This window comes from Streptococcus sp. HJ1 (genome assembly GCF_052399005.1).
Classification (GTDB): Bacteria; Bacillota; Bacilli; order Lactobacillales; family Streptococcaceae; genus Streptococcus.
Genome location: NZ_CP199005.1, coordinates 649009 through 675986 on the forward strand (window position 1 = coordinate 649009; position 26978 = coordinate 675986).

Here is a 26978-nt window from a genome sequence, read left to right on the forward strand (position 1 = left end):
GAAGAAGTATTTGGAGGTTTTTACTTTCAAACAGACAAGATCATTCCCGAAATAGAGAACTGTTAGGAGGGTATTATGCCGATTCGAATTGATAAAAAATTACCAGCTGTGGAGATTTTAAGGACAGAAAATATCTTTGTTATGGACGACCAACGGGCTGCTCACCAAGATATTCGACCTTTGAAGATTTTGATTCTAAATCTGATGCCTCAAAAGATTGTGACAGAAACACAACTCTTGCGGCATTTGGCCAATACGCCTCTTCAGTTAGATATCGATTTCTTGTATATGGAAACGCATCGTTCAAAGACGACTCGTGCCGAACATATGGAGACCTTCTATAAGACCTTCTCAGAAGTTAAGAATGACTTTTTTGATGGAATGATCATCACGGGAGCTCCAGTGGAGCATTTGCCTTTTGAAGAGGTGGACTACTGGGAGGAATTCAAGCAGGTCATCGAATGGTCCAAGACGCATGTTTTTTCAACCCTCCATATCTGTTGGGGAGCTCAAGCAGGTCTATATGTTCGCTATGGCGTTGAAAAGCACCAGATGGATCGGAAACTATCAGGAATTTATCCACAGGACACCTTGAAAGAAGGGCACCTTCTTTTTAGAGGTTTTGATGATCGCTATGTAGCTCCTCATTCTCGTCATACTGAGATTTTAAAAGAAGAAATCTTAAACAAGACCAATCTGGAGATTCTGTCAGAAGGTCCTGAGGTTGGGGTTTCTATCCTAGCTAGTCGAGATTTGCGTGAGATTTATAGTTTTGGTCATTTGGAGTACGATCGTGACACTTTGGCAAGAGAGTATTTTCGTGATTATGAGGCGGGACTCGACCCTCATATCCCAGAGAACTACTTTAAAAATGATGATGTAAATGAGACGCCCTGTCTTTGTTGGTCTTCATCAGCTGCCCTCTTTTTCAGCAATTGGGTAAACTATGCAGTTTATCAAGAAACCCCTTTTGACTGGAGAAAGGTAGAGGATGATGCGGCTGCATTTGGATATCTATAAGAGGAATTATGACATATTTTGACGCTTTTAAATCAGGGAACTTGGTTTTGCCAAGTGCCCTGCTCTTGCATTTTAAGGAACTCTTTCCTTCCAGCGAAGATTTTCTCGTCTGGCAATTTTTCTATTTACAAAATACCACAGCACTAGGAGATGTTTCGCCTAGTCAGATTGCTGAAATTATTGGCAAAGAGGTAGCAGATGTCAACCAGTCTATTTCAAACTTAACTGAAAATGGGCTACTACAATATCGAACCATTGAACTAAATGGGGAAATTGAGCTGATCTTTGATGCTAGTTTGGCTTTTGAACGCTTGGATAGCTTGCTAGACAGCCAAACTCCAGCTACAACTGCCCCAAACCCGCAGAATCAGTTGAAGGATCTGGTTGAAACTTTTCAGCAGGAATTGGGACGCTTGTTAACGCCATTTGAAATCGAAGATCTATCCAAGACTGTCAAAGAAGATGGAGTTAAGGCGGATTTAATCAAGGAAGCTCTCCGAGAGGCCGTCCTAAATGGCAAGCCAAACTGGAAATATATTCAGGCAATCCTACGAAACTGGCGTCATGAAGGTATCCAGTCTGTGGCTCAGGTAGAGGCAAAACGAGCAGAGCGAGAAGCGAATAATCCCAAACAAGTTCAGGCTTCGGCTGATTTCCTCGATGCCATGAATTTGTGGCAAGATTAGCCGCTTGAAAAATCTTGAAAATTAGAGTAAGGTTTGCAAGCTCCTTATAAATATGATAGAATAATAGTGAATAAAATGAAAAAAGAGGTATGTGAAATGTCACGTAAACCATTTATCGCTGGTAACTGGAAAATGAACAAAAATCCAGAAGAAGCAAAAGCATTCGTTGAGGCCGTTGCATCAAAACTTCCTTCATCAGACCTTGTTGAAGCAGGTATCGCAGCTCCTGCAGTTGATTTGACAGCTGTTCTTGCTGCTGCTAAAGGTTCAAACCTTAAAGTTGCTGCTCAAAACTGCTACTTTGAAAATGCAGGTGCGTTCACTGGTGAAACAAGCCCACAAGTTTTGAAAGAAATCGGTACTGACTACGTTGTTATCGGTCACTCAGAACGTCGTGACTACTTCCATGAAACTGACGAAGATATCAACAAAAAAGCAAAAGCAATCTTTGCAAACGGTATGCTTCCAATCATCTGTTGTGGTGAGTCACTTGAAACTTACGAAGCTGGTAAAGCTGCTGAATTCGTAGGTGCTCAAGTTTCAGCTGCTCTTGCTGGATTGACTGCAGAACAAGTTGCTGCATCAGTTATCGCTTATGAGCCAATCTGGGCTATCGGTACTGGTAAATCAGCTTCACAAGACGATGCACAAAAAATGTGTAAAGTTGTTCGCGATGTTGTAGCTGCTGACTTTGGTCAAGAAGTTGCAGAAAAAGTTCGTGTTCAATACGGTGGTTCTGTTAAACCTGAAAACGTTGCTTCATACATGGCTTGCCCAGACGTTGACGGTGCCCTTGTAGGTGGTGCGTCACTTGAAGCTGAAAGCTTCTTGGCATTGCTTGATTTTGTAAAATAATTTAAGTTATTCCAGACAGTCTTCTAAGACTGTCTTTTTTTATAGAGGTCATATATTTTTCTTAAATTATCAGTCTATTACAACTTTTTTAATATGGGTTAATTTTCTTGCTTTTGTCTACTAGGAGTAGTATACTGAGATAGTAATCAATAAATATGGTTGCAAAAATAATATTATGAGGTGATCAACATGGTTGAATTGAAAAAAGAAGCAGTAAAAGACGTAACAACATTATCTAAAACAGCGCCAGTAGCATTGGCAAAAACAAAGGAAGTATTGAACCAAGCAGTAGCAGACTTGTATGTGGCTCATATTGCCCTTCACCAAGTTCACTGGTATATGCGTGGTCGTGGTTTCCTCGTATGGCATCCAAAAATGGATGAATACATGGACAGCCTTGATGGCTATCTTGACGAAATCAGTGAACGTTTGATCACTCTTAGTGGCAAACCTTACTCAACTTTGACAGAGTTCCTTCAACACAGTGAAATCGAAGAAGAAGAAGGAGAATTCCGTAACGTTGAAGAAAGCTTGGAACGTGTTCTAGCGATTTATCGCTACCTCATCACTCTTTTCCAAAAAGCTTTGGATGTGACTGATGAAGAAGGAGATGATGTTACAAACGATATCTTTGTTGGGGCTAAGGCTGAACTTGAGAAAACAGTTTGGATGCTTACAGCAGAACTTGGACAAGCTCCTGGTCTGTAAGATATAGTTGCTACCCCTTTTATCATGAGGTGCTTGATAAGTGCCCATGACCAATCATCTTTTAAAAGTCATGTAACTGTAAACAGTTGCATGATTTTTTTGTTTGCTGGACTTAGGACACATTGTCAAAAGTAGGATTTTACGGTATAATAGTTGCTGTTCAATAACATATGAATTTTAAAGAATAATTGTTAGTTTAAGGAGGACTTATGAACAACTTACCAAATTGCCCAAAATGTAATTCAGAATATGTCTACGAAGACGGAAGTCTCTTGGTCTGCCCAGAGTGTGCCTATGAGTGGAATCCTGCAGAAGTTGCAGAAGTAGAAGAAGGTGTAGTTGCTATCGATGCCAATGGAAATAAATTGGCTGACGGCGATACTGTAACCTTAATCAAGGACTTGAAAGTAAAAGGTGCGCCAAAGGATTTGAAACAAGGAACTCGCGTTAAAAATATCCGTATCGTAGAAGGTGACCACAACATCGACTGTAAGATTGATGGTTTTGGAGCTATGAAACTCAAGTCAGAATTTGTTAAGAAAATCTAGCCATGAAACTGAACTACAAATTTATCTTTTATAGTCGTGTGCTCTTGTTCTTAGCGGCATTTACAGGAGTTTATTTGGAGATTACCAAGCACGGTGGCTTTGGTATGCTCCTTTACTACACAGTGTTGTCCAATCTTTTGGTAACGATTTTCACGGGTTATCTACTCCGTGTGATGAGCCGTTCAGGTGAAAATTGGCAAAGTCCGACCTTGCTTCGTCTCAAGGGTGGTGTTACCATGAGTATCATGATTACCTGTGTGATTTACCATTTTATGCTTGCTCCGATTGCGACAGACTTTTACCGTGTGGAAAATTTCCTTTGCCACTATATCGTTCCACTCTGGTTTTTAGCCGACACCCTTTTCTTTGATAAACGGGGTCAATACAAGATCTGGGATCCAGTCTTGTGGACTATCTTGCCCTTGGTTTATATGATTTTTGCCTTGTTTAATGGCTTGGTCTTAAAACTCAATATTCCGAATTCCAAGGACAATCCCTTCCCTTATTTCTTTTTAAATGTGAACAAGGGTTGGGACGTGGTTATCAAATGGTGTTTGATCATTTTTGCGGCGTATATGGTTGCAGGCTTCATCTTCTATCTGATCAAGCAAATCAAGCGAAAATAGTCTTCCTATTAGGAAAGTTAGGACGGAGTCTCTAGTTCAATCGGGCTCCTTCTTTTCTTGCCATCTTCCTTTTAAAAGGATCAACAGTGAGAAATATACAGAAAGAAAATTCATGAAACAATATTTAGAACGGGCTAGTATTTTGGCCCTCTCCCTCGTTTTGATTACCTCCTTCTCCATCTCAAGTGCTCTGCCAGCCATGTTTGACTACTATCAAGGATACCCCAAAGAACAAATCGAGCTCCTGGTCAGTCTTCCTTCTTTTGGAATCATGATTATGCTGGTTTTAAATGGGTTTTTGGAGCGGTTATTTCCTGAGCGTCTTCAGATTAGTCTAGGGCTTCTCATCCTCTCTATAGGAGGAACAGCCCCTTTCTGGTATCAGGAATACAACTTTGTCTTTGCGATGCGGATTTTATTTGGCTTGGGTGTTGGGATGATCAATGCCAAGGCTATTTCTATCATCAGCGAACGCTATCATGGAAAGACACGGATTCAGATGTTGGGTCTTCGCGGGTCAGCAGAAGTTGTCGGGGCATCGATTTTGACTCTAGTGGTCGGTCAACTCTTATCCTTGGGATGGACAGTGACCTTCTTGGCCTACAGTGCGGGATTTTTAGTATTGATCCTTTATCTGCTCTTTGTCCCTTATGGGAAAGAAAAGAAAGAAACAAAGAAAAAAGAGGCCGAAACGACTCGTTTGACAGGACAGATGAAAGGCTTGATTTTTCTATTGGCTGTCGAAGCAGCAGTTGTTGTCTGCACCAATACAGCTATCACCATTCGTATTCCTAGTCTGATGGTGGAAAGAGGTCTAGGGGATGCCCAGTTATCGAGCTTGGTTTTAAGTATCATGCAGTTGATTGGTATCTTGGCAGGTGTGAGTTTTTCTTTCTTTATCTCTCTATTTAAAGAAAGATTGCTCCTTTGGTCAGGTATCACCTTTGGATTGGGGCAGATTGTGATTGCCTTGTCTCCGTCATTGGGTGTGATGGTAGTTGGAAGTGTTGTGGCAGGTTTTTCCTACAGTGTGGCCTTGACCACTGTCTTTCAGCTTCTTTCTGAAAGAATCCCAGCCAAGCTCCTTAATCAGGCAACATCTTTTGCAGTGCTAGGATGCAGCTTTGGAGCCTTTACGACACCTTTCATTCTTGGGGCGATTGGCTTGGTGACTCAAAATGGTATGTTGGTCTTCACCATTTTAGGATGTTGGTTGATTGTCACTTCTATCTTTGTTATGTACGCACTTCAAAAGAGAGCTTAGGATTAATTTCCTAAGTTTTTCTTTCTGGGAATTTTGTACCCATACAATTTTTGGTTTTTAAACTTGTTTACACTTTTATTTCCTGATAAAATAGAAGTTATGACAAGATATAAAGCAATCATTTCCTATGATGGTTATGCCTTTGCTGGTTTTCAGCGCCAGCCTCATGTGCGGAGCGTTCAAGAGGAAATCGAAAAAACCTTAACGAGACTCAATAAGGGGCAAGCCATCGCTGTACACGGTGCTGGTAGGACGGATAGTGGGGTCCATGCTCTGGGACAGGTCATTCATTTTGATCTGCCCTATCAGATGGATGAGGAAAAACTCCGTTTTGCTCTGGATACCCAGTCTCCAGAAGATATTGATGTGATTTCAATTGAGATTGTGGCCGATGATTTTCATTGCCGTTATGCCAAACACAGCAAGACCTATGAGTTTATCGTGGATAGAGGACGTCCCAAAAATCCTATGCGTCGTCACTACGCTACTCACTTTCCCTATCCGCTTGATGTAGAGCGGATGCAGATGGCAATCAAAAAGCTAGAGGGAACTCATGATTTCACCGGTTTTACAGCATCTGGAACCAGTGTAGAGGACAAGGTTCGTACCATCACAGAAGCAAGTCTAACAGTTGATGAGACAGGCCAATTTTTGACCTTTACCTTTTCGGGAAATGGTTTCTTGTATAAGCAGATTCGCAATATGGTGGGGACACTGCTCAAAATCGGAAATAATCGAATGCCAGTTGAGCAGATTGACTTGATTTTGGAGAAGAAGGACAGGCAGCTAGCAGGTCCAACGGCGGCACCAAATGGCTTGTATTTAAAGGAGATTCGTTATGAAGAATAATCGTATTTTAGCCCTTTCTGGGAATGATATTTTTAGTGGTGGTGGTTTGTCAGCTGATTTGGCCACCTATACCTTAAACGGCTTGCATGGCTTTGTAGCTGTCACTTGTTTGACGGCCTTGACCGAAAAGGGCTTTGAAGTCTTCCCTACGGATGATACTATTTTCCAGCATGAGTTGAATAGCTTACGTGATGTCGAGTTTGCAGGGATTAAGATTGGCCTTCTTCCTACTGTCAGTGTGGCTGAGAAGGCCTTGGACTTTATCAAGCAACGTCCAGGAGTGCCTGTGGTATTGGACCCCGTTTTGGTCTGCAAGGAAACGCACGACGTGGCTGTTAGTGAGCTCTGCCAAGAGTTGATTCGTTTTTTCCCTCATGTCAGTGTGATTACGCCAAATCTTCCTGAAGCAGAATTATTGGCTGGTCAGGAAATTAAAACATTGGAAGACATGAAAGCTGTAGCGCAGAAATTGCATGATTTAGGAGCGCCAGCAGTCATTATCAAGGGAGGCAATCGCCTCAGTCATGACAAGGCAGTGGATGTCTTTTATGATGGACAAACTTTCACTGTTCTAGAAAACCCAGTCATTCAAGGCCAAAATGCTGGTGCAGGATGTACCTTTGCCTCAAGCATTGCCAGTCACTTGGTTAAAGGTGATGAACTTTTACCAGCAGTAGAGAGCTCGAAAGCTTTCGTTTACCGTGCTATTGCACAAGCAGATCAATATGGAGTAAGACAATATGAAGCAAACCAAAACAACTAAAATCGCCCTTGTATCTCTTTTAACCGCCCTTTCAGTAGTCCTAGGTTATTACTTGAAAATTGGAACGCCAACAGGAATATTGACTCTCTTGGACGCAGGTATTTTCTTTACTGCTTTTTACTTTGGCAGTAAAGAAGGAGCTGTCGTTGGAGGACTAGCAGGATTCCTAATTGACCTTCTATCAGGCTATCCACAGTGGATGTTTTTTAGCTTGATAAATCATGGCTTGCAAGGATTTTTTGCAGGTTTTAAAGGGAAGTGGCAATGGCTAGGCCTTGTCTTGGCTACTATCGTCATGGTAAGTGGCTACGCCCTAGGTTCTACCCTGATGAATGGCTGGTCAGCAGCCTTACCAGAAATCCTTCCAAACTTCCTGCAAAATACCTTGGGAATGGTTGTGGGGTTTGTAGTCTTTCAGAGCGTCAAGAAGATAAAATAAAAAAGTCAGCTTCAATAGCTGACTTTTTGCTTGTCTATATTTAATCAAAATAAAGCAAATCTTTGCTGGTGCTTGTAAAGAGGTCAAAGCCATCCTTGGTAACAACACCGCAGTCTTCGATACGAACACCGACTTTACCAGGGATATAGATACCAGGTTCAACAGAGAAACACATGCCTTCTTCAATGACCATGTCGTTTCCTTCCATGATAGAAGGGAATTCGTGGACATCCATACCGATACCGTGACCGAGACGGTGGTTGAAGTACTCACCATAACCAGCTTTTTCAATGACTTCACGGGCAGCGCGGTCAACTTCATGTGCAGTCACACCTGGCTTGATGAAGTCAAGGGCAGCTTGTTGGGCTTCAAGTGTCAAGTTGTAAATGTCTTTCTTGAATTGGTCAGGCTTACCGACAGCGACTGTACGAGTCATATCTGATGCGTAGCCATTGACCATAACACCCAGGTCAAAGAGGAGAAGGGCATCCTTTTCAACTTTGTTTGCACCAGGAATTCCGTGCGGATTTGCAGCGTTATCGCCAGTCAAGACCATGGTATCAAAGCTCATTTCATAGCCTTCACGTTTCATAGCAAAGTCGATTTGGGCAATGATGTCTGTTTCCGTCTTATCAAGAGAAATATTATCAAAACCAACTTTGACCGCCTTGTCGGCATAGAGACCTGCAACCATCATTTTTTGGACTTCGTCAGCTGATTTGATGAGGCGCATGCGTTGGATGCGAGGAGTGAGGTTTTCAAACTCAGCAGTCTCAAAGACTGTTTTCAAACCATGATACTTGGTTAAGATGAGGTTGTCAAACTCAACAGCAACACGTTTGAAGTCGTGCTGCGGCAAAGCGTTTTTGATTTTTTGCCATGGATTTTCAGAATCCACATAGCCCACAACTGGGAAGGAAACAGTATTGGTTGCACGCTCCACTTCGAGAGCTGGGACAAAGAGGAGAGGTTCCTGATCTGCTAGAACAAAGAGGAACATTTGGCGTTCATGGGGATCACTGTAAAAGCCAGTGAGGTAATTAATAGTGACGGGGTCAGATACGACAGCGACGTCTAGTTTTTCTGATTCAAGATATGTTACGATTTGTTGTAATTTAGACATATGCTACCTTCTTTCTACCCCTCTATTTTGGCAAAAAAAGAGAGAAAATGCAAGGGAGAAGGGTAAAATAGCAGGCAAAAAGAACTCCGACAAGATAGGGGAGTTCTTTGATATAGCTTTCATTTCTTTAAGAAAAGTCAGCCTTGCTTTTGACGTCGCTGTATTCTTCAGCGATTTCTTGACTGAGAATGTCTTCATAGGCAGGGAGTTGGATGTCCTGACCGTATTTCTTCTTGAGGGCAGTAGTAACTAGGCGATAAGCTAGATTGGCATTACGAGAGAGGATAGGTCCGTGGAAGTAGGAACCAAAGACATTCTTATAATGAACCCCTTCGCCGACCTTTTCCTCGTTGTTTCCATTTCCATAGACAACCTGTCCTAGCGGTTTTTGGTCATCAGAAAGGAAGGTACGTCCCTGATGATTTTCAAAGCCATAGTAGGTTTCATCGAATTCTTCATTATGGATCTTGATGTCACCGATAAAGCGGTTATTAGTCTGGTTGAGGGTGTAGTGACCCATGACACCGAGCCCTTCGATGCGTTTACCTGAAGCCTCAACATAATATTGGCCCAATAGTTGGAAACCACCACAGATAGCTAGAACCACTCCGTCGTTTTGGATGTAGTTGTCAATGCTCTCTTTTTTAGCAGGAAGGTCGCCTGCAATGATGCTTTGTTCAAAGTCTTGGCCGCCACCGAAAAAGGCGATATCATAGTGGTTTTCATCAAAGTCATCATGGAGAGAAACGATGTCAACCGTCACATGAGCTCCCAGTTTTTCAGCCACATACTTGAGCATGAGGATGTTGCCGTTGTCTCCGTAAGTATTCATGAGGTTTCCGTAAAGGTGGGCGATGTTGAGCTGATAAGGGTAGTTGCCAGCTTTTGAGGAAAGTGAAGTATAAACCATCAGTTCATCTCCTTTCTAACAATCTGACGACTAGCCAGCAGTTCGCGGAATTCTAGCATAGCAGTATAGGTAGCCAGGATATAGGCATGCTTGCAGTCTTGGTTCTCAATGGTTTTGAGAACTTGCTCCAGATTGCTTGTCTCAGTGATTTTATCAGCTGGGTAGCCAGTCACTCGAAGACGGCGTGCAATTTCAGAATGACGAACACCACCAGCGTTGATTTCAGGAATGTCCATGTCAGTGATTTGTTCAAAGTCCGCATCCCAGATCCAGCTAGTATCAATCCCATCAGCATAGTTGGCATTAAGGAGGACAGATAGGCTAAATGGATAAGGAGCTAGTTTGATCATCTCGATAGCTTGGGTCGCACCAACAGGATTTTTAATCAAGACGAGGGTGCATTCCTTGTCACCGATATGGAAGGTTTCTTGGCGTCCAAAGACAGCACGACTCTTGTCAAATCCTTGCTTGATCCGTTGCGAATCTGCGCCGAGGAAACGGGCAATAGCAACTGCAGCAAGGGCATTGTAGATATTATAGAGTCCACCGATTTGGATGCCGTATTCTTGGCCGTCAATGACAAAACGAGAGCGATTGTTGGTCAATTCAACCAAGTCTGTCAGACGGTAGTCCAAGTCAGGACGTTTGCAACCACAATTTTCACAGATATAGGCCCCCAAGTTAGCATAGGTATTGTGCTCATATTTGAGGATACCTTGACAGTCAGGGCAGAGAATACCTTCGGTATTGTAGTGAGCCAGTTGGGCTGGCCCTTTTTCCAAGTCAAAACCAAAATACTCTACAGGATTTGGAATAGCTGGCTTGTAGAAAAGCGGACTGTCACCATTGAGGAGAACTGTAGCCGTAGGCACTTTACGGATGGCATCCAAAATCATGTTATAAGTCATGTAAATCTCACCATAGCGGTCCATCTGGTCACGGAAAATATTAGTGATGACAAAAAGGCTAGGGTGGATGTAGTCACAGATACGAGATAGACTGGCCTCGTCAATTTCTAGGACGGCAATGTTTTTTCCAGTTTTAGACGATTTGGCAGTCAAGAAGGTCGTTGCGATCCCTGTAATCATGTTGGCACCGCTTGGGTTAGTAAGAACCTGACCATAAACTTCTTTTAAAATGCCGACAGTGAGGGCAGTTGTCAGGGTTTTCCCGTTGGTTCCAGTGACCACGACAATCTCGTAGTTCTTAGCTAAATTTTGTAAAATATCTTTATCAAATTGAAGGGCGAGTTTTCCTGGGAGCGTGCTTCCACGGCCAAGACGGCTCAAGATGAAGTGAGAAGAACGCCCAGCAAGGAGGCCCAAAGTAGTTTTTAATTTCATGTTTCTATTATATCATAAAAGAGGGAAAAGACAGTTTTGAGATTTCGCAGAAACAAAAACAGCCCAAAGAGGGCTGTTAGCTAACAAATCAGTCTCAACTTAAATCGCAAACAAGTCATTCAAGTTCTCAGCCAAAGTTGGGTGAGTGAAGATTTGTTTTGTGAAGTAAGTATAAGGGATTTTGTTGTCCATGGCAACAGTGATGATGTTGATGATTTCTTGAGAACCTTCTGAGAAGATGCTTGCTCCAAGAATTTCTTTTGTTTCAGTATTAACAACAGCTTTGAAGGCACCGCGAAGGTCTCCATTTACGTGACCACGAGGCATTGCTGCAACTGGAATTTCTTTCACAGCGTATGGAAGTTTCAAATCAGCTGCTTGGCTTTCAGTCAAACCAACTTGTGAAAGTGCAGGTGTGATGAACATGGTGTTTGGTACATTGAGACGGTCTTCAAGTGTGTAGCTGCCATCTCCAGCAAGGTAGCTGTAGACAACACGGAAGTCATCAAGTGAAATGTAAGTAAATTGAAGTCCACCGTTGACATCCCCAACTGCAAAGACGCCAGGAACGTTTGTTTGGCAGTGTTTGTCTACTTTAATAGCGCCACGTTCAGTTAGTTCAATGTCTGTATTTTTAAGTTGAAGTGGTTCTACATTTGGTTTACGTCCGGTTGCATAGAGAAGGGCATCGAAACGGTATGTTTCGTTTTCAGTTACGACAAGGACTTGGTCACCGTCATTTTTAATTTCAGTAGTACGGATATTTTGAAGCAATTCAATACCGTCTTCTTCCATGTATTGTTTAGCAAGAGCTGCGATGGAAGGTTCTGCACGAGGTAGGAAAGTATCCAAGGCATCTAGGACTGTAACCTTGCTTCCAAGTTTGTTGTAGAGTCCTGCAAATTCAAGACCGATATTTCCGCCACCAAGAACTCCAAGTTTTTCAGGCAATTTGTCCAAGTTTTGGATACCTGTTGAGTCAAAGACGTTTTTGCTTGAAGCAAGTCCAGGGATTGGCAAGACATTTGAAACAGCACCAGTGTTGATGACGATTGTTTCAGCAGTGAGTTCTTGTTTTTCGTCACCAGCTTGGATTTCGATGACTTTGTTTGAAAGGAAGTGAGCTTCCGCATCAAAGATATCCACGCCTGTACCAGCAACAGTCGCATAGTTTTTACCGTTGAGGCGACCAGTGATCGTGTTTTTAGTAGCAATCACTTCTTCAAAAGACAAGTCTTTCTCAGCAGCAACTAGCAAAGTTTTAGTTGGGATACAACCAATGTTGATACAAGTTCCGCCGTACATAGCTTTGCTACGTTCAACGAGGGCAACTTTTTTGCCAGCTGAAGCCAATTTACCAGCTAGTGTTTTACCAGCTTTACCAAATCCAATAACGATTAAATCATAAGTTAACATTTATCTTCCTCCTATTTCGAATTTCATTCTAGCACAAGAAAAAAACTTTTGCACAATTCTGCTACGGGAAATGAAGTGAGCTTGAAATGGTCCCTTCAAATCCTTTGAAAAAGAAGTTTCAGGCCACTTTACTGTTAAAAAATCGTTTACATGATTTTCCTAAAGGATTCTACTATCTTTTGCTTCTCTCTTGTGTTATACTAGATAAGTTGCAAAGAAACTCGTACTTTTCTTTCGTGGAAAAGAAGCAACACGGTATCTCGTTTTAAAGAAGATACGTCATGAAAAGAAAAGTATAAACTAAAGCCCTATAGGGTGGCTTCGCACCACCTTTAGAAAGAAGAATAACGTGAAATTTAATGAATTTAACTTGTCTGCTGAATTGCTAGCAGAGATTGAAAAAGCTGGATTTGTAGAAGCCAGTCCCATCCAAGAACAGACCATTCCCTTGGCTCTCGAAGGAAAAGACGTTATCGGTCAAGCTCAGACAGGTACAGGAAAAACTGCAGCCTTTGGCTTGCCAACCCTTGAAAAAATCCGTACAGAAGAAGCGACCATCCAAGCCCTGGTTATCGCTCCAACTCGTGAACTCGCTGTCCAAAGCCAAGAAGAACTGTTCCGCTTTGGCCGTAGCAAAGGAGTGAAAGTTCGCTCAGTTTACGGTGGTTCCAGCATTGAAAAACAAATTAAGGCTCTTAAATCTGGTGCCCACATCGTGGTAGGAACACCAGGCCGTCTCTTGGACTTGATTAAACGGAAGGCCTTGAAATTACAAGATATTGAAACTCTGATTCTTGACGAAGCGGATGAAATGCTCAACATGGGCTTCCTTGAAGACATTGAAGCCATCATTTCCCGTGTCCCTGAAAATCGTCAAACCTTGCTCTTTTCAGCAACCATGCCAGATGCTATCAAACGTATCGGTGTTCAGTTTATGAAAGACCCAGAGCATGTGAAGATTGCTGCCAAGGAATTGACAACAGAGCTAGTGGATCAGTACTATATCCGTGTCAAGGAACAAGAGAAATTTGATACTATGACACGTCTCATGGATGTGGAACAACCAGAACTTGCTATCGTATTTGGTCGTACCAAACGCCGTGTAGATGAATTGACTCGTGGACTTAAAATTCGTGGCTTCCGTGCTGAAGGAATTCATGGTGACTTAGACCAAAATAAACGTCTTCGTGTCCTTCGTGATTTTAAAAATGGGAATCTTGATGTTCTAGTTGCGACTGACGTGGCAGCACGTGGTTTGGATATCTCAGGTGTGACCCATGTCTACAACTACGATATTCCACAAGATCCTGAAAGTTACGTTCACCGTATCGGCCGTACAGGTCGTGCTGGTAAGTCAGGTCAATCTATTACTTTCGTAGCACCAAATGAAATGGGCTACCTTCAAATCATCGAAAACTTGACTAAGAAACGCATGAAAGGCTTGAAACCAGCGACAGCAGAAGAAGCCTTCCAAGCTAAGAAACAAGTAGCTCTCAAGAAAATCGAACGTGATTTTGCGGATGAAACTATTCGTGGGAACTTTGAGAAATTTGCTAAAGATGCTCGTAAGTTAGCTGCAGAATTTAGTCCAGAAGAATTGGCTATGTATATCTTGAGTCTGACAGTCCAAGATCCAGACAGCCTTCCTGAAGTGGAGATTGCGCGTGAAAAACCACTGCCATTTAAACCATCAGGTAATGGATTCGGTGGCAAAGGTAAGGGAGGTCGTGGAGGCCGTCGTGGGGACGACCGTCGAGACCGTGATCGCCGCGGCAATGGTCGCCGTGATGATTTCAAAAAAGGCAGTCGTGGGAACGATCGTTTTGATAAAGACAGACGTTACCGTAATAAAGACAATAAAAAACCTCGCAACACTTCAAGCGAAAAGAAGACCGGCTTTGTTATTCGTAACAAAGGAGACAAATAGAAAAAAGCGATTCACAGTGTGAATCGCTTTTATATATAAGGAGACCGATAGTAAAAGAAGATGGTGATAGTAAAGGATAGGTGAAACGGAAAGGGATTTATCATGTCATCTTCTTATAATGTTATAATATCAAAAATAAAATAGGATGTCAATAAAAAAATCGCTTTTTTTTTCTAAAATATTTTTGCTGTTCAAAATTGCAATTAAATAAGCAATTTTCAGATAATTATTGAAATAAAGACTTTTCTATGTTATAATGGAAGCGATTATATGCGAGGTAAAAAATGGCACATTTATTAGAAAAAACAAGAAAAATCACGTCTATTCTAAAGCGCTCTGAGGAGCAACTTCAAGATGAACTTCCTTACAATGCGATCACACGCCAGTTAGCTGATATTATTGACTGTAACGCTTGTATTGTGAATAACAAGGGACGTCTCTTGGGCTACTTTATGCGTTATAAGACCAATAATGACCGTGTAGAACAATTCTTCCAAACCAAAACCTTCCCTGAGGTCTATGTACAAGGGGCGAACATGATTTATGATACGGAAGCAAATCTTCCTGTTGAACATGATTTGACCATTTTCCCTGTGGAGAGCCGTGCGGACTTTCCAGATGGGTTGACAACTATTGCTCCGATTCATGTATCAGGGATTCGCCTAGGTTCGTTAATCATTTGGCGCAATGATAAGAAATTTGAAGATGAAGATTTGATCCTTGTCGAGATTGCGAGCACGGTTGTGGGAATTCAACTATTGAACTTCCAACGTGAAGAAGATGAAAAGAATATTCGCCGTCGTACGGCTGTTACCATGGCGGTCAACACCCTTTCCTATTCAGAACTGCGTGCCGTATCAGCTATTTTAGCTGAATTGGATGGAAATGAAGGACAGCTGACTGCGTCTGTTATTGCAGACCGTATTGGCATTACGCGCTCAGTAATCGTCAATGCTCTCCGTAAGCTAGAGTCGGCAGGAATCATTGAAAGCCGTTCACTAGGAATGAAGGGAACCTATCTCAAGGTATTGATTTCAGATATCTTTGAGGAAGTGAAAAAGAGGGACTACTAATGGCAAAGGCTTTAATCTCGATCGACTATACAGAGGATTTCGTAGCAGACCATGGAAAGCTAACTGCTGGAGCACCTGCTCAAGCAATATCAAAAGCCATTGATCAGGCAACCAGATTAGCTTTTGAACGTGGAGACTATGTCTTTTTCACCATTGATGCTCATGAGGAGAAGGATACATTCCACCCAGAAAGCAAGCTCTTTCCACCACACAACATCATCGGAACTAGTGGGCGTAACCTTTATGGCCCCCTAGCTGACTTTTATGCTGAGCATGAGGCGGATAGTCGCGTCTTTTGGATGGATAAGCGTCACTATTCAGCATTTTCAGGAACGGACCTGGATATCCGTTTGCGGGAACGTCGGGTTGATACAGTCATCCTAACTGGAGTCCTGACTGACATTTGCGTCCTTCATACGGCTATTGATGCCTATAATTTAGGTTATCAAATCGAGATTGTCAAGCCTGCGGTTGCCTCTATTTGGCCAGAAAATCATCAGTTTGCTCTTGGGCATTTTAAGAACACTCTGGGAGCAAAAATACTGGATGAAAACCTTGCTGAAATTGAACTATAAGCTTGTTGGAAAAATGAAAAAAATCTGAAAAAAGTGTTGACAAAGATTTTGAAAGTTGATATACTAGTAAAGTAATCGACGCGGGGATGGCGGAATTGGCAGACGCGCAGGACTAAGGATCCTGTGACCGCTTTAGGTCGTGAGGGTTCAAGTCCCTCTCTCCGCATAGGGTAAGAGTTGGCTTTGGCTAGCTCTTTTTTTTTACAAAGAAGACTAGAGGCTACGTTTCGTGTATCGAAAAATATTGGTATCAAGAACAGTCATTGTATCAGAACATTTAAACTGAGTTCACTATTTCATTCTATCAAGAATATCCTCAAACACTAGTCAGAAAATGAAGAACTTAGGAGATGAAAAAATACTAATCAGAAAGATGTGACTACCATTTTTAAAATGAAGTTGATTTTTGATTGGTATTATTTCTTCTTATATAAGAAGGAAAGTTAGCGCTTGCTATCTTTTTTGTTTTTTTCAAAAATAAATCAAAAAATTTTTCGATTTCATAAACATTTCATATTTGGATTTTATAATAGTCTTACAAATATGGAGGTGACAAATGAATCCAATCCAAAGAGCTTGGGCTTATGTCAGCAGAAAACGACTGAGAAGTTTTATTTTATTTCTGATTTTATTTGTCCTTTTAGCAGGAATTTCAGCCTGTTTGACTCTGATGAAGTCCAACAAAACAGTAGAAAGCAATCTTTACAAATCACTCAACACATCTTTTTCTATCAAAAAGATAGAAAATGGACAGACCTTCAAGTTGTCGGACCTAGCATCCGTGAGCAAGATTAAGGGACTGGAAAATGTCTCTCCTGAACTTGAGACGGTCGCAAAACTGAAAGACAAGGAAGCGGTGAGTGGTGAGCAGAGCGTAGAACGTGATGATTTGTCAGCTACAGACAAGAACTTGGTTAGCTTAACGGCTCTCGAGGATTCATCCAAGGATGTCACCTTTACCAGTTCGGCTTTCAATCTAAAAGAAGGGCGACACCTTCAAAAAGGGGACTCCAAGAAAATCCTCATCCACGAAGAGTTGGCCAAGAAGAACGGACTTTCTCTTCATGACAAGATTCGCTTGGATGCTGGTCAATCCGAAGCTGGAAAAGGGCAAACAGTTGAGTTTGAAATTGTCGGCATCTTTTCTGGTAAAAAACAAGAAAAGTTCACAGGCTTGTCTTCCGACTTCAGTGAAAACCAGGTCTTTACAGACTATGAAAGCAGCCAAACCCTTCTGGGAAATAGTGAACCGCAAGTCAGTACAGCGCGCTTCTATGTAGAAAATCCTAAGGAAATGGACGGACTCATGAAGCAGGTGGAAAACTTGGCTTTGGAAAGTCAAGGTTACCAAGTTGAGAAGGAAAACAAGGCCTTTGAACAAATCAAAGACTCAGTGGCAACCTTCCAAACCTTCCTCACCATCTTCCTTTATGGGATGTTGATAGCAGGAGCAGGAGCCTTAATTTTAGTCTTGTCTCTCTGGTTGAGAGAAAGAGTCTACGAAGTGGGAATTCTTCTCGCACTTGGAAAAGGCAAGAGTTCGATCTTCCTCCAGTTCTGTTTAGAGCTAGTGTTGGTATCTCTCGGAGCTTTGCTTCCATCCTTTATCGCTGGAAATGCCATTACATCCTATCTACTCCAAACTGTACTAGCCAGTGGAGATCAGGCAAGCTTACAGGACACGCTGGCCAAAGCAAGTGGTCTATCAACCAGTCTCCTATCCTTTGCAGAATCCTATGTCTTTCTGCTCCTGATTGGTTGCTTATCAGTAGCCCTTTGTTTCGTATTTCTATTTAGAAAATCGCCGAAAGAAATTTTATCATCTATTAGTTAAGAAGGAGAAATCATGACTTTATTACAATTGCAAGATGTTACCTACCGTTATAAGAACACTGCTGAAGCAGTTTTATATCAGATCAAGTATAATTTTGAACCCGGAAAATTTTATAGTATCATTGGTGAGTCAGGAGCTGGAAAATCCACTCTCTTGTCCCTACTGGCTGGTCTAGATAGTCCTGTTGAAGGTTCTATCCTTTTCCAAGGAGAGGACATTCGGAACAAGGGGTATTCATACCATCGCATGCACCATATTTCCCTAGTCTTTCAAAATTATAACTTGATAGATTATCTTTCTCCGCTGGAAAATATCCGCTTGGTCAACAAAAAAGCAAGCAAGGACACACTTCTTGAGCTTGGTTTGGATGAAAGTCAGATCAAGCGGAACGTTCTCCAGTTATCAGGTGGTCAACAGCAACGTGTTGCCATCGCTCGCAGTTTGGTATCAGAAGCTCCGGTTATTCTAGCTGATGAGCCAACAGGAAATCTGGACCCTAAAACTGCTGGAGATATTATCGAACTGCTCAAATCACTTGCCCAGAAAACAGGTAAATGTGTGATCGTCGTCACCCACAGTAAAGAAGTGGCACAAGCGTCTGATATTACACTTGAATTGAAGAATAAGAAACTGACTGAAACTCGAAATACTACAAAATAAGATGAGCTTGTTTTGATAGAATTATGAAATCAAATCTAGAAAGGGAACCTATGTTACACAATGCATTTGCCTATGTTACAAGGAAGTTTTTCAAATCGATTGTTATCTTCCTGATTATTCTCCTCATGGCGAGCTTGAGTTTGGTCGGCTTGTCGATCAAGGGAGCTACTGCCAAGGCTTCTCAGGAGACCTTTAAAAATATCACCAATAGCTTCTCCATGCAAATCAATCGTCGCGTCAATCAAGGAACGCCACGTGGTTCTGGGAATATCAAGGGTGAGGATATCAAAAAAATCACCGAAAACAAGGCCATCGAGTCTTATGTTAAACGCATCAACGCCATCGGAGATTTGACTGGATACGACCTCATCGAAACGCCAGAAACCAAGAAAAATCTCACTGCTGACCGTGCCAAACGGTTTGGAAGCAGCTTGATGATTACAGGTGTCAATGACTCCTCTAAAGAAGATAAGTTTGTCTCTGGTTCATATAAGCTGGTCGAAGGTGAGCACTTAACCAACGACGACAAGGACAAGATTCTCATGCACAAGGACTTGGCAGCCAAACACGGTTGGAAAGTCGGAGATAAGATCAAATTGGACTCTAATGTCTATGATGCAGACAATGAAAAAGGTGCCAAGGAAACAGTCGAAGTGACAATCAAGGGACTCTTTGATGGTCACAATAAGTCAGCAGTAACCTACTCACAAGAACTCTATGAAAATACAGCCATCACAGACATTCACACTGCTGCAAAACTTTATGGATACACAGAAGATACAGCTATTTATGGGGACGCAACCTTCTTTGTAACAGCGGACAAGAACTTGGATGATGTCATGAAAGAGTTGAATGGTATCAGTGGTATCAACTGGAAGAGCTACACACTGGTGAAGAGCTCCTCTAACTACCCAGCTCTAGAGCAATCCATCTCTGGTATGTACAAGATGGCCAACCTCCTCTTCTGGGGTAGCTTGAGTTTCTCAGTTCTTCTCCTTGCACTCTTGCTTAGTCTTTGGATCAACGCCCGCCGCAAGGAAGTGGGAATTCTCCTCTCTATCGGTCTCAAGCAGGCAAGTATCTTGGGGCAATTCATCACCGAATCGATCTTGATTGCCATTCCTGCTCTTGTTTCGGCTTACTTCCTAGCCAACTACACAGCTCGTGCCATCGGAAATACTGTTCTTGCCAATGTGACTTCAGGTGTTGCAAAGCAAGCTAGCAAGGCTGCTCAAGCTTCTAACCTTGGTGGTGGTGCAGAAGTAGATGGCTTTAGCAAGACCCTGTCGAGCCTAGATATTTCTATTCAGACATCAGACTTCATCATCGTCTTTGTCCTTGCTTTGGTTCTAGTGGTTCTCGTTATGGCGCTTGCTTCAAGCAATCTCCTCAGAAAACAACCAAAAGAGCTCTTGCTCGATAGCGAATAAAAAACTTGCTACCTATTCTCCCCTAAATGGGGTATAATATAGGTAGCATTTTTATCTATTTTATCTTGATAAGGACTCTTCCTATCAGGATGAAACAGAGGAGATTTACAAGAAATTTAAAGGATGTGAACCGTTTTTTCTATGAAAATTTTAATTGTAGAAGATGAAGAGATGATCCGTGAGGGAATCAGTGACTATTTGACGGATTGTGGTTATGAAACCATTGAAGCAGCAGATGGACAAGAAGCTCTGGAAAAATTTTCCAGCTATGAAGTAGCCCTGGTTTTACTGGATATCCAGATGCCCAAGCTTAATGGCCTAGAAGTCCTAGCGGAGATTCGTAAGACCAGTCAGATTCCTGTCTTGATGCTGACAGCCTTTCAGGATGAAGAATACAAGATGAGTGCTTTTGCTTCTCTAGCAGACGGTTATCTGGAAAAGCCTTTTTCTCTCTCCCTTTTAAAAGTAAGGGTGGACGCGATTTTCAAGCGCTACTACGATACAGGACGAGTCTTCTCCTATAAAGATACCAAGGTGGACTTTGAGAGTTACAGTGCAAGCCTCGCAGGTCAAGAAGTGGCTATCAATGCCAAAGAGTTGGAAATTCTGGACTATCTGGTGAAAAATGAAGGCCGGGCCTTGACTCGTTCTCAGATTATCGATGCTGTCTGGAAGGCGACAGATGAGGTTCCCTTTGACCGTGTCATTGATGTCTATATCAAGGAACTGCGGAAAAAGCTAGACTTGGATTGTATCCTCACGGTGCGCAATGTTGGTTATAAATTGGAGCGAAAATGAAACGAACAGGTTTATTTACAAAGATTTTTATCTATACCTTCTCGATTTTTAGTGTTCTGGTTATTTGTCTTCATTTAGCCATTTATTTTCTCTTTCCCTCTACTTATCTGAGCCACCGTCAGGAAACCATTGGTCAGAAAGCGACTGCTATTGCCCAATCCCTAGACGGAAAAGATAGGCAAAGCATCGAGCAAGTGTTGGACTTGTATTCCCAGACCAGTGATATCAAAGGAGCTATCAAGGGAGAGATGACCGAGGACAAGTTAGAGGTCAAGGACAATTTTCCTCTGGACACGGATCGCCAGACCACTTCCCTCTTTATTGAGGAGCGTGAGGTGAAAACGCAAGACGGTGGGACTATGACTCTTCAATTTTTAGCGTCCATGGATTTGCAAAAGGAAGCGGAGCAGATCAGTCTCCAGTTTCTTCCCTATACTTTGTTGGCATCCTTTCTGATTTCTCTTTTGGTGGCCTACATCTACGCTCGGACCATTGTTGCCCCAATCTTGGAAATCAAGCGGGTGACCCGTCGGATGATGGATTTGGATGGACAAGTGCGATTGCGCGTGGATTCTAAGGATGAGATTGGTGATCTCAAGGAACAAATCAATAGCCTTTACCAGCACCTTTTGACTGTCATTGCAGACTTGCATGACAAGAATGAAGCTATTCTCCAGCTGGAGAAGATGAAGGTTGAGTTCCTGCGAGGGGCTTCTCATGAATTGAAAACTCCACTAGCTAGCTTGAAAATCTTAATCGAAAATATGAAAGAAAATGTCGGTCGTTATAAGGATAGAGACCACTATCTTGGAGTTGCCTTGGGGATTGTGGATGACCTCAGTCACCACGTTCTCCAGATATTGTCTCTTTCTTCTGTTCAGGAATTGCGAGACGAGAAAGAAGAGGTTGACCTCCTTCAGATGACGCAAAGTCTGGTCAAGGATTATGCTTTGCTCGCCAAGGAGAGAGAACTTCAGGTGGACATTAGCCTAACCCATCAGCAGGCTTACATAAACCCATCTGTCATGAAGTTGATTCTATCGAACCTCATCAGCAATGCTATCAAGCACTCCACTCCAGATGGCCTGGTCCGCATTGGAGAAAGAGAAGGAGAACTCTTTATCGAGAATAGCTGTAGTCCTGAAGAACAAGAAAAACTGGTCCAGTCTTTTTCTGATAATGCTAGTCGCAAGACCAAGGGTTCGGGGATGGGGCTCTTTGTGGTCAAAAGTTTATTAGAACATGAGAAATTACCTTATCATTTTGAGATGCAGGGCGATCGCTTGAGTTTCTTCATACGTTATCCCAAAGTCACTTAGGACTAAGAAAAAGAAAGGGTTTACATTGATTCGATTGGAAGAAATTCAATCTAAAGTATGGGAAAAACTAGCTTTTTTTATCAAAAAGTGATAAAATGAACAATGTAAATGGGATGTCCCAAAAAATATATAGGAGGCCTGACAAATGGCAATCGTTTCAGCAGAAAAATTTGTCCAAGCAGCTCGTGACAACGGTTATGCAGTTGGTGGATTTAACACAAACAACCTTGAGTGGACTCAAGCTATCTTGCGTGCAGCAGAAGCTAAAAAAGCTCCAGTTTTGATCCAAACTTCAATGGGTGCTGCTAAATACATGGGTGGTTACAAAGTTGCTCGCAACTTGATCGCTAACCTTGTTGAGTCAATGGGTATCACTGTACCAGTAGCTATCCACCTTGACCACGGTCACTACGAAGATGCACTTGAGTGTATCGAAGTTGGTTACACTTCAATCATGTTTGACGGTTCACACCTTCCAGTTGAAGAAAACCTTAAATTGGCTAAAGACGTTGTTGAAAAAGCACACGCTAAAGGTATCTCAGTAGAAGCTGAAGTTGGTACTATTGGTGGTGAAGAAGACGGTATCATCGGTAAAGGTGAATTGGCTCCAATCGAAGACGCTAAAGCAATGGTTGCAACTGGTATCGACTTCTTGGCAGCTGGTATCGGTAACATCCACGGTCCTTACCCAGCAAACTGGGAAGGTCTTGACCTTGACCACTTGAAGAAATTGACAGAAGCTCTTCCAGGCTTCCCAATCGTATTGCACGGTGGTTCAGGTATTCCTGATGACCAAATCCAAGCAGCTATCAAACTTGGTGTTGCGAAAGTTAACGTTAACACTGAATGCCAAATCGCATTCGCTAACGCAACTCGTAAATTTGCTCGTGACTACGAAGCAAACGAAGCAGAATACGACAAGAAAAAACTCTTCGACCCACGTAAATTCTTGGCTGACGGTGTAAAAGCTATCCAAGCATCAGTTGAAGAACGTATCGACGTATTCGGTTCAGAAGGTAAAGCTTAATCTAGCTGAACAATACAGAAAGAACCTGCCCATTGGGTGGGTTTTTTGTGTCTGAATATATAGCCAATATACTGTAGAAGAACCAATCTTAAGTTGCTAAAAGGTTCTATTTTTTGTACAATAATGCTATGAAAATACTGAAAAAATGGTTTCTTGGCTTTCTTAGTTTCATTCTTTTGTTTTTACTCGCTACATTCATCTTTCACCGTATCAGTTTGGAAAAGGAAAAAGCCTCACTGACACCTATGGGGCAACAAGTTCTCGTCAATGGACATCAAATAAATGTTTACGTTGAGGGGGATGGTTCTGAGACTATTGTAGTTCTCTCAGGTGCTGGTATTGCTTCTCCTATATTGGATTTTAAAGAAGTATCGGAATCCTTATCGAAACGGTATAAGGTAGTTATAGTGGAGCGGGCAGGATATGGTTATAGTGATGATAGCAATCATTCAAGAGATGTGATGGAGGTTTTGTCTGAGACTCGCCAAGCTCTTTCCCAAGCAAATATCACAGGGCCGTTTATCATTCTGTCTCATTCCATGGCTAGTCTAGAGAGTTTGGCTTGGCAGGAGAAGTATCCTGATGAAGTTAAAGCCTTGATTGGTCTGGATTGGGCACTGCCGTCAAGTTATGAGAATTTAAAGGATAATCAGGCCTTGCTCACTGTGGCATATTGGAGCAGCAAGATTGGTTTATTACGCTACTTCCCTGAGTCCTTTTATATAAAAAATCAAACTCTGACTGAAACTGAACGAAAACAATATAGATTTCTAGCTTATAAGCAGTTGATGTCACAAGCCATGCTTCATGAATCTCAAACGTTAAAGGAAAATGCCAAGAAAGTTCCCTCTAGCATCAATCCGAAAATTCCCACCTTACTATTGGTGTCTAACGGTGAAGGCACTAGCTTTAGCCAATCTGAGTGGCAACGTTATGCAGAGAGATTTGCAAGCGACCAGTCTAATGTTCAAGTCGTCTATATGGATGCGCCTCACGATCTCTATCATTATCAAAGCGATGCTATTGTTTCTCGCATTAAAGAATTTTTAGAGAATAATTGAGGGCTTAAAAATCCATTGAGACTGATGATAATAATTGAAAGGTAATGACTTATGAATAATTCTTATATTTTACTTAGACATGCTCATTCAAGATTTTCAAGTGATGATTTCAATAGAACTTTATCAGAAAAAGGATTCTCATCTCTTGACCAGTTAGAGTTTTTGAATTCTTTTAATATTGATTATTATTTTTCTAGTCCTTATAAACGAGCATTTGAAACGATTAATAGCTCGCCAATTCAATTTGATAAAATAGTTCTTGATAATCGGTTACGAGAGCGAAAATTATCTTCAACCTTTATAAAAGATTCTGAGTTTGAAGACAGTATTAAATATTTATGGCAAAATCCCAGTGAATCTCTTTCAGAAGGGGAATCAAATCAAGATGCACTAGCTAGAGTACTAAATTTTTTAATGGAATTGGAAGAGAGATACTCAGAAAAAACGATTTTACTTAGTTCACACGGGAATTTGATAGGAATACTACTACATCACTTTGATTCCAGTTTTGATTATGAAAAATGGGAGCAAATGACCTTTCCAGATTGTTTTCTAATTGATAGAAATGGGATTGTGAAAAGAATTATGAAAGATTAGTTCTTTGATTAAATAGTGAATCATATTGATCAAAATAGTTTGCCTTTTTACAATTCGTAGCCTGCCCCTAATGGCAGTTTTTTGGTGTGTTAAGGAAACTATTAAACCAGAATTTCTGATTCAAAAGCATTATTTTAAGAGAGAAATCTCTAATTTCATAATCTATAAGCAAACGCTTGCATTCCTTTTTTTATTGGATTATAATAGGTTGGTATAAATCCTTCTGTAATAATATTGAGAAGGTGTAGAAAGTAAGGATTTAGAATATTTGTAGTCAAAAATACAATGTTGTTTCTTACTAAAGGGAGATAGATATGGCAATGATAGAAGTGCAACATCTTCAGAAAAATTTTGTGAAGACTGTTAAGGAACCGGGCTTGAAGGGAGCTTTGCGCTCCTTTATTCATCCTGAAAAGCAGACCTTTGAAGCGGTCAAGGATTTAACTTTTGAAGTTCCAAAAGGGCAGATTTTAGGATTTATTGGGGCAAATGGTGCTGGGAAGTCGACCACCATTAAAATGCTGACAGGAATTTTAAAACCGACATCAGGCTATTGTCGGATTAACGGCAAGATTCCCCAGGACAATCGCCAAGATTATGTCAAGGATATTGGAGTCGTTTTCGGACAACGTACCCAGCTATGGTGGGATTTGGCACTGCAAGAAACCTACACGGTTTTGAAGGAGATTTACGATGTACCGGACTCGCTTTTCCATAAGCGCATGGACTTTTTGAATGAAGTCTTGGATTTGAAGGAATTTATCAAGGATCCTGTGCGGACTCTTTCACTAGGTCAACGGATGCGGGCGGATATTGCAGCTTCCTTGCTTCACAATCCTAAGGTTCTCTTTTTAGATGAGCCGACCATTGGTTTGGATGTGTCGGTCAAGGATAACATTCGACGTGCTATCACCCAGATCAATCAGGAGGAAGAAACAACTATTCTCTTGACTACTCACGACCTGAGTGATATTGAGCAACTCTGTAATCGGATTTTTATGATTGATAAGGGGCAAGAGATTTTTGATGGGACGGTTAGCCAGCTCAAGGAAACCTTTGGCAAGATGAAGACTCTTTCCTTTGAGCTGCTACCAGGTCAAAGTCATCTCGTCTCTCATTATGAAGGCTTGCCTGATATGTCCATTGATAGACAAGGAAACAACCTGACTATTGAATTTGATAGTTCCCGCTACCAATCAGCTGATATTATCAAGCAAACCTTATCTGATTTTGAAGTCCGTGATTTGAAGATGGTGGATACGGATATTGAAGATATTATCCGTCGCTTCTATCGAAAGGAGCTCTAAGATGGTCAAATTGTGGAGACGTTATAAACCCTTTATCAATGCAGGGATTCAGGAGTTGATTAGCTATCGAGTTAACTTTATTCTCTATCGGATTGGTGATGTCATGGGGGCTTTTGTCGCTTTCTATCTCTGGAAGGCTGTCTTTGATTCCTCGCAGGAGTCTTTGATTCAGGGCTTTGGTATGGCAGATATCACTCTCTACATCATCATGAGTTTTGTGACCAATATTTTGACCAGATCTGATAGCTCCTTTATGATTGGGGAGGAGGTCAAGGATGGTTCCATTATCATGCGCTTGCTGAGACCAGTCCATTTTTCGACCTCTTATCTTTTCACCGAGCTTGGTTCCAAGTGGTTGATTTTTATCTCTGTTGGACTGCCATTTTTAAGTGTCATTGTTTTGATGAAAATCTTATCTGGTCAAGGTGTTTTAGAAGTGCTGGGATTAACTGTCCTTTATCTCTTTAGCTTAACTCTGGCTTATCTGATTAACTTTTTCTTTAATATCTGCTTTGGATTTTCAGCCTTTGTATTTAAAAATTTATGGGGTTCCAATCTACTCAAGACTTCAATAGTAGCCTTTATGTCTGGAAGTTTAATTCCCTTGGCTTTCTTTCCGAAAATCGTTTCAGATATTCTGTCCTTCTTGCCTTTCTCATCCTTAATTTACACTCCGGTCATGATTATTGTTGGGAAATACGATGCCAGTCAGATTCTTCAAGCACTTTTGCTTCAGCTTTTCTGGCTTATAGTGATGGTGGGCTTGTCTCAGTTGATTTGGAAACGAGTCCAGTCATTTATCACCATTCAGGGAGGTTAG

The 26978-nt window shown here is 41.6% G+C and carries 27 protein-coding genes and 1 tRNA gene; 24 read left to right on the forward strand and 4 right to left on the reverse strand.

The features are described 5' to 3' along the window. Positions 1-75: 75 nt before the first annotated feature. The 10 genes from metA to ACT17O_RS03230 all read left to right on the forward strand — a co-directional run bounded on the left by metA (position 76) and on the right by ACT17O_RS03230 (position 7758). Complete coding sequence (metA, locus tag ACT17O_RS03185) at positions 76-1020, forward strand: homoserine O-acetyltransferase MetA (protein WP_444817735.1); 945 nt, start codon at positions 76-78, stop codon at positions 1018-1020. 8 nt (positions 1021-1028) lie between these two features. Beyond that, on the forward strand, positions 1029-1706 hold the full coding sequence (locus ACT17O_RS03190) for a DnaD domain-containing protein (RefSeq protein ID WP_049505240.1): 678 nt from the start codon (positions 1029-1031) through the stop codon (positions 1704-1706). Between the two features lie 96 nt (positions 1707-1802). Beyond that, on the forward strand, positions 1803-2561 hold the full coding sequence (gene tpiA / locus ACT17O_RS03195; RefSeq protein WP_049505239.1) for a triose-phosphate isomerase: 759 nt from the start codon (positions 1803-1805) through the stop codon (positions 2559-2561). A gap of 189 nt (positions 2562-2750) precedes the next feature. Beyond that, complete coding sequence (locus tag ACT17O_RS03200; protein WP_049505238.1) at positions 2751-3269, forward strand: Dps family protein; 519 nt, start codon at positions 2751-2753, stop codon at positions 3267-3269. A gap of 209 nt (positions 3270-3478) precedes the next feature. Further along, positions 3479-3817, forward strand: a complete 339-nt coding sequence (locus ACT17O_RS03205) for a zinc ribbon domain-containing protein YjdM (RefSeq protein ID WP_001061600.1) — start codon at positions 3479-3481, stop codon at positions 3815-3817. Positions 3818-3819: 2 nt separating this feature from the next. Further along, a complete protein-coding gene (locus ACT17O_RS03210) occupies positions 3820-4443 on the forward strand; it encodes a Pr6Pr family membrane protein (protein ID WP_000775204.1) in 624 nt (207 codons plus the stop codon). A gap of 112 nt (positions 4444-4555) precedes the next feature. Beyond that, positions 4556-5707, forward strand: a complete 1152-nt coding sequence (locus ACT17O_RS03215; protein ID WP_045617502.1) for an MFS transporter — start codon at positions 4556-4558, stop codon at positions 5705-5707. Between the two features lie 99 nt (positions 5708-5806). After that, a complete protein-coding gene (truA, locus tag ACT17O_RS03220) occupies positions 5807-6556 on the forward strand; it encodes a tRNA pseudouridine(38-40) synthase TruA (protein WP_084860179.1) in 750 nt (249 codons plus the stop codon). Further along, positions 6546-7319, forward strand: coding sequence for a bifunctional hydroxymethylpyrimidine kinase/phosphomethylpyrimidine kinase (locus tag ACT17O_RS03225; protein ID WP_084860178.1), 774 nt, complete (start codon positions 6546-6548; stop codon positions 7317-7319). The genes truA and ACT17O_RS03225 overlap by 11 nt, the downstream gene beginning before the upstream one ends. Then, positions 7297-7758: an ECF transporter S component gene (locus ACT17O_RS03230; protein ID WP_061587706.1), complete on the forward strand. Its 462-nt coding sequence runs from the start codon at positions 7297-7299 to the stop codon at positions 7756-7758. The genes ACT17O_RS03225 and ACT17O_RS03230 overlap by 23 nt, the downstream gene beginning before the upstream one ends. A gap of 40 nt (positions 7759-7798) precedes the next feature. Here ACT17O_RS03230 and ACT17O_RS03235 read toward each other — a convergent pair whose 3' ends face one another. From ACT17O_RS03235 to ACT17O_RS03250, 4 genes are all read right to left on the reverse strand, one after another. Then, a complete protein-coding gene (locus ACT17O_RS03235) occupies positions 7799-8881 on the reverse strand; it encodes a M24 family metallopeptidase (RefSeq protein ID WP_444817736.1) in 1083 nt (360 codons plus the stop codon). Positions 8882-9008: 127 nt separating this feature from the next. Then, positions 9009-9791, reverse strand: a complete 783-nt coding sequence (gatD, locus tag ACT17O_RS03240; RefSeq protein ID WP_049549950.1) for a lipid II isoglutaminyl synthase subunit GatD — start codon at positions 9789-9791, stop codon at positions 9009-9011. Beyond that, positions 9791-11134, reverse strand: coding sequence for a lipid II isoglutaminyl synthase subunit MurT (gene murT / locus ACT17O_RS03245; protein WP_444817737.1), 1344 nt, complete (start codon positions 11132-11134; stop codon positions 9791-9793). The genes gatD and murT overlap by 1 nt, the downstream gene beginning before the upstream one ends. Positions 11135-11233: 99 nt before the next feature. After that, positions 11234-12550: an FAD-containing oxidoreductase gene (locus ACT17O_RS03250; protein ID WP_444817738.1), complete on the reverse strand. Its 1317-nt coding sequence runs from the start codon at positions 12548-12550 to the stop codon at positions 11234-11236. Positions 12551-12899: 349 nt separating this feature from the next. Here ACT17O_RS03250 and ACT17O_RS03255 point away from each other — a divergent pair, with 349 nt between their 5' ends. The 14 genes from ACT17O_RS03255 (at position 12900) to ACT17O_RS03320 (ending at position 26978) form a co-directional block, all read left to right on the forward strand. Beyond that, the gene (locus ACT17O_RS03255) at positions 12900-14477 is read left to right on the forward strand and encodes a DEAD/DEAH box helicase (protein ID WP_049479576.1); all 1578 of its coding nucleotides are present in this window, start codon (positions 12900-12902) and stop codon (positions 14475-14477) included. A 284-nt stretch (positions 14478-14761) separates the two neighbouring features. Further along, a complete protein-coding gene (codY, locus tag ACT17O_RS03260) occupies positions 14762-15550 on the forward strand; it encodes a GTP-sensing pleiotropic transcriptional regulator CodY (RefSeq protein ID WP_000940726.1) in 789 nt (262 codons plus the stop codon). Continuing rightward, positions 15550-16125 (forward strand): cysteine hydrolase family protein, encoded by a 576-nt coding sequence (locus ACT17O_RS03265; RefSeq protein ID WP_444817739.1) that lies wholly within the window; start codon positions 15550-15552, stop codon positions 16123-16125. Before codY ends, ACT17O_RS03265 begins: the two co-directional genes overlap by 1 nt. A gap of 80 nt (positions 16126-16205) precedes the next feature. Continuing rightward, a tRNA-Leu gene (locus tag ACT17O_RS03270) sits at positions 16206-16291 on the forward strand. A gap of 390 nt (positions 16292-16681) precedes the next feature. Then, positions 16682-17959, forward strand: coding sequence for an ABC transporter permease (locus tag ACT17O_RS03275; RefSeq protein WP_444817740.1), 1278 nt, complete (start codon positions 16682-16684; stop codon positions 17957-17959). 12 nt (positions 17960-17971) lie between these two features. Next, a complete protein-coding gene (gene vex2 / locus ACT17O_RS03280; protein WP_000173738.1) occupies positions 17972-18619 on the forward strand; it encodes an ABC transporter ATP-binding subunit Vex2 in 648 nt (215 codons plus the stop codon). 50 nt (positions 18620-18669) lie between these two features. Further along, complete coding sequence (gene vex3, locus ACT17O_RS03285) at positions 18670-20049, forward strand: ABC transporter permease subunit Vex3 (RefSeq protein WP_254725114.1); 1380 nt, start codon at positions 18670-18672, stop codon at positions 20047-20049. Positions 20050-20190: 141 nt separating this feature from the next. Further along, the gene (vncR, locus tag ACT17O_RS03290; protein ID WP_084877856.1) at positions 20191-20847 is read left to right on the forward strand and encodes a response regulator transcription factor VncR; all 657 of its coding nucleotides are present in this window, start codon (positions 20191-20193) and stop codon (positions 20845-20847) included. Beyond that, positions 20844-22166, forward strand: a complete 1323-nt coding sequence (vncS, locus tag ACT17O_RS03295; protein ID WP_084877858.1) for a sensor histidine kinase VncS — start codon at positions 20844-20846, stop codon at positions 22164-22166. The genes vncR and vncS overlap by 4 nt, the downstream gene beginning before the upstream one ends. A gap of 145 nt (positions 22167-22311) precedes the next feature. Next, positions 22312-23193 (forward strand): class II fructose-bisphosphate aldolase, encoded by an 882-nt coding sequence (locus ACT17O_RS03300; RefSeq protein WP_001018995.1) that lies wholly within the window; start codon positions 22312-22314, stop codon positions 23191-23193. A gap of 128 nt (positions 23194-23321) precedes the next feature. Continuing rightward, entirely contained in the window at positions 23322-24254 is a 933-nt protein-coding gene (locus tag ACT17O_RS03305) for an alpha/beta fold hydrolase (RefSeq protein ID WP_185760231.1), read from the forward strand. A gap of 51 nt (positions 24255-24305) precedes the next feature. Beyond that, a complete protein-coding gene (locus ACT17O_RS03310) occupies positions 24306-24851 on the forward strand; it encodes a histidine phosphatase family protein (RefSeq protein WP_045613970.1) in 546 nt (181 codons plus the stop codon). 314 nt (positions 24852-25165) lie between these two features. Then, positions 25166-26158: an ABC transporter ATP-binding protein gene (locus ACT17O_RS03315; RefSeq protein WP_444817741.1), complete on the forward strand. Its 993-nt coding sequence runs from the start codon at positions 25166-25168 to the stop codon at positions 26156-26158. Between the two features lies 1 nt (position 26159). After that, complete coding sequence (locus ACT17O_RS03320) at positions 26160-26978, forward strand: ABC transporter permease (protein ID WP_444817742.1); 819 nt, start codon at positions 26160-26162, stop codon at positions 26976-26978.

Excerpts from the sequence above, each read along its gene's own strand:
- metA (WP_444817735.1), top strand. The coding sequence starts at position 76 with ATGCCGATTCGAATTGATAAAAAATTACCAGCTGTGGAGATTTTAAGG.
- ACT17O_RS03215 (WP_045617502.1), top strand. The coding sequence starts at position 4,556 with ATGAAACAATATTTAGAACGGGCTAGTATTTTGGCCCTCTCCCTCGTT.
- ACT17O_RS03310 (WP_045613970.1), top strand. The coding sequence starts at position 24,306 with ATGAATAATTCTTATATTTTACTTAGACATGCTCATTCAAGATTTTCA.
- ACT17O_RS03230 (WP_061587706.1), top strand. The coding sequence starts at position 7,297 with ATGAAGCAAACCAAAACAACTAAAATCGCCCTTGTATCTCTTTTAACC.
- tpiA (WP_049505239.1), top strand. The coding sequence starts at position 1,803 with ATGTCACGTAAACCATTTATCGCTGGTAACTGGAAAATGAACAAAAAT.
- vex3 (WP_254725114.1), top strand. The coding sequence starts at position 18,670 with ATGTTACACAATGCATTTGCCTATGTTACAAGGAAGTTTTTCAAATCG.
- ACT17O_RS03205 (WP_001061600.1), top strand. The coding sequence starts at position 3,479 with ATGAACAACTTACCAAATTGCCCAAAATGTAATTCAGAATATGTCTAC.
- codY (WP_000940726.1), top strand. The coding sequence starts at position 14,762 with ATGGCACATTTATTAGAAAAAACAAGAAAAATCACGTCTATTCTAAAG.
- gatD (WP_049549950.1), bottom strand. The coding sequence starts at position 9,791 with ATGGTTTATACTTCACTTTCCTCAAAAGCTGGCAACTACCCTTATCAG.
- vex2 (WP_000173738.1), top strand. The coding sequence starts at position 17,972 with ATGACTTTATTACAATTGCAAGATGTTACCTACCGTTATAAGAACACT.
- vncR (WP_084877856.1), top strand. The coding sequence starts at position 20,191 with ATGAAAATTTTAATTGTAGAAGATGAAGAGATGATCCGTGAGGGAATC.
- ACT17O_RS03210 (WP_000775204.1), top strand. The coding sequence starts at position 3,820 with ATGAAACTGAACTACAAATTTATCTTTTATAGTCGTGTGCTCTTGTTC.
- vncS (WP_084877858.1), top strand. The coding sequence starts at position 20,844 with ATGAAACGAACAGGTTTATTTACAAAGATTTTTATCTATACCTTCTCG.
- ACT17O_RS03305 (WP_185760231.1), top strand. The coding sequence starts at position 23,322 with ATGAAAATACTGAAAAAATGGTTTCTTGGCTTTCTTAGTTTCATTCTT.
- ACT17O_RS03320 (WP_444817742.1), top strand. The coding sequence starts at position 26,160 with ATGGTCAAATTGTGGAGACGTTATAAACCCTTTATCAATGCAGGGATT.
- ACT17O_RS03250 (WP_444817738.1), bottom strand. The coding sequence starts at position 12,550 with ATGTTAACTTATGATTTAATCGTTATTGGATTTGGTAAAGCTGGTAAA.
- ACT17O_RS03190 (WP_049505240.1), top strand. The coding sequence starts at position 1,029 with ATGACATATTTTGACGCTTTTAAATCAGGGAACTTGGTTTTGCCAAGT.
- ACT17O_RS03265 (WP_444817739.1), top strand. The coding sequence starts at position 15,550 with ATGGCAAAGGCTTTAATCTCGATCGACTATACAGAGGATTTCGTAGCA.
- ACT17O_RS03200 (WP_049505238.1), top strand. The coding sequence starts at position 2,751 with ATGGTTGAATTGAAAAAAGAAGCAGTAAAAGACGTAACAACATTATCT.
- murT (WP_444817737.1), bottom strand. The coding sequence starts at position 11,134 with ATGAAATTAAAAACTACTTTGGGCCTCCTTGCTGGGCGTTCTTCTCAC.
- ACT17O_RS03300 (WP_001018995.1), top strand. The coding sequence starts at position 22,312 with ATGGCAATCGTTTCAGCAGAAAAATTTGTCCAAGCAGCTCGTGACAAC.
- ACT17O_RS03275 (WP_444817740.1), top strand. The coding sequence starts at position 16,682 with ATGAATCCAATCCAAAGAGCTTGGGCTTATGTCAGCAGAAAACGACTG.
- ACT17O_RS03235 (WP_444817736.1), bottom strand. The coding sequence starts at position 8,881 with ATGTCTAAATTACAACAAATCGTAACATATCTTGAATCAGAAAAACTA.
- ACT17O_RS03315 (WP_444817741.1), top strand. The coding sequence starts at position 25,166 with ATGGCAATGATAGAAGTGCAACATCTTCAGAAAAATTTTGTGAAGACT.
- truA (WP_084860179.1), top strand. The coding sequence starts at position 5,807 with ATGACAAGATATAAAGCAATCATTTCCTATGATGGTTATGCCTTTGCT.
- ACT17O_RS03225 (WP_084860178.1), top strand. The coding sequence starts at position 6,546 with ATGAAGAATAATCGTATTTTAGCCCTTTCTGGGAATGATATTTTTAGT.